The 545-nt window shown below is 62.9% G+C and carries 1 protein-coding gene; it reads left to right on the top strand.

Features of this window, described 5'->3' with window-relative positions; all coding sequences use genetic code 11:
* Positions 1 to 227: 227 nt before the first annotated feature.
* Positions 228 to 533, top strand: coding sequence for a helix-turn-helix domain-containing protein (locus AC1DYK_RS35570; RefSeq protein ID WP_406309857.1), 306 nt, complete (start codon positions 228 to 230; stop codon positions 531 to 533).
* The last annotated feature ends 12 nt before the right edge of the window (positions 534 to 545 follow it).

Genomic DNA, 545 nt, shown 5'->3' with positions numbered 1-545 from the left:
GTATCGACCGGAACGCCGAGGTCTTGGACCTGGCGAAGCGTCAGCTTGCCGACCGGCTGAAGCTGGCAGCGTCCCTCAGCGGTTGATCGACGCACTGTGGCGTCCTTGGCGCCGAGTGCGGAGGAAAGTGGCGCGTGATCAACAACTCCCCTTCTGTATACATTAGYTACTTATCGTCATGTTACCGTCATTCGGGGCTGAAGGAGCCCGACGTGGAAGGGGGCACGATGGACAAACTGGAGTTGCGCGGGCGCACAACCGTCCTGGAGGGGCAGGACGGGGGCTCCGGTAGGGGGAGGTTCTCTGTTGCGGATATTTCCCGTATGGCCGCCGGCCTGACAGCACGGGAGACGGAGGTGTTCCGGCAGCTGCGCGACGGACCATCGACACGGGACCTGGCCATGAGGCTCGGGATTACTGAGCGGACGGTGAAGCACCATGTCGTCAACATCCGGACGAAGTTCGGAGACATCTCGCGCTTTCAACTCTGCCTGCTGTCCGCGACCTGGGGTACGGCGCCCACGGACGACTGAGCAGCATGGGAG

The organism is Variovorax sp. P2_H12 (genome assembly GCF_056403395.1).
The sequence above is the reverse complement of the archived record's forward strand: the minus strand, read 5'-3'. Positions and strand labels throughout refer to the sequence as shown.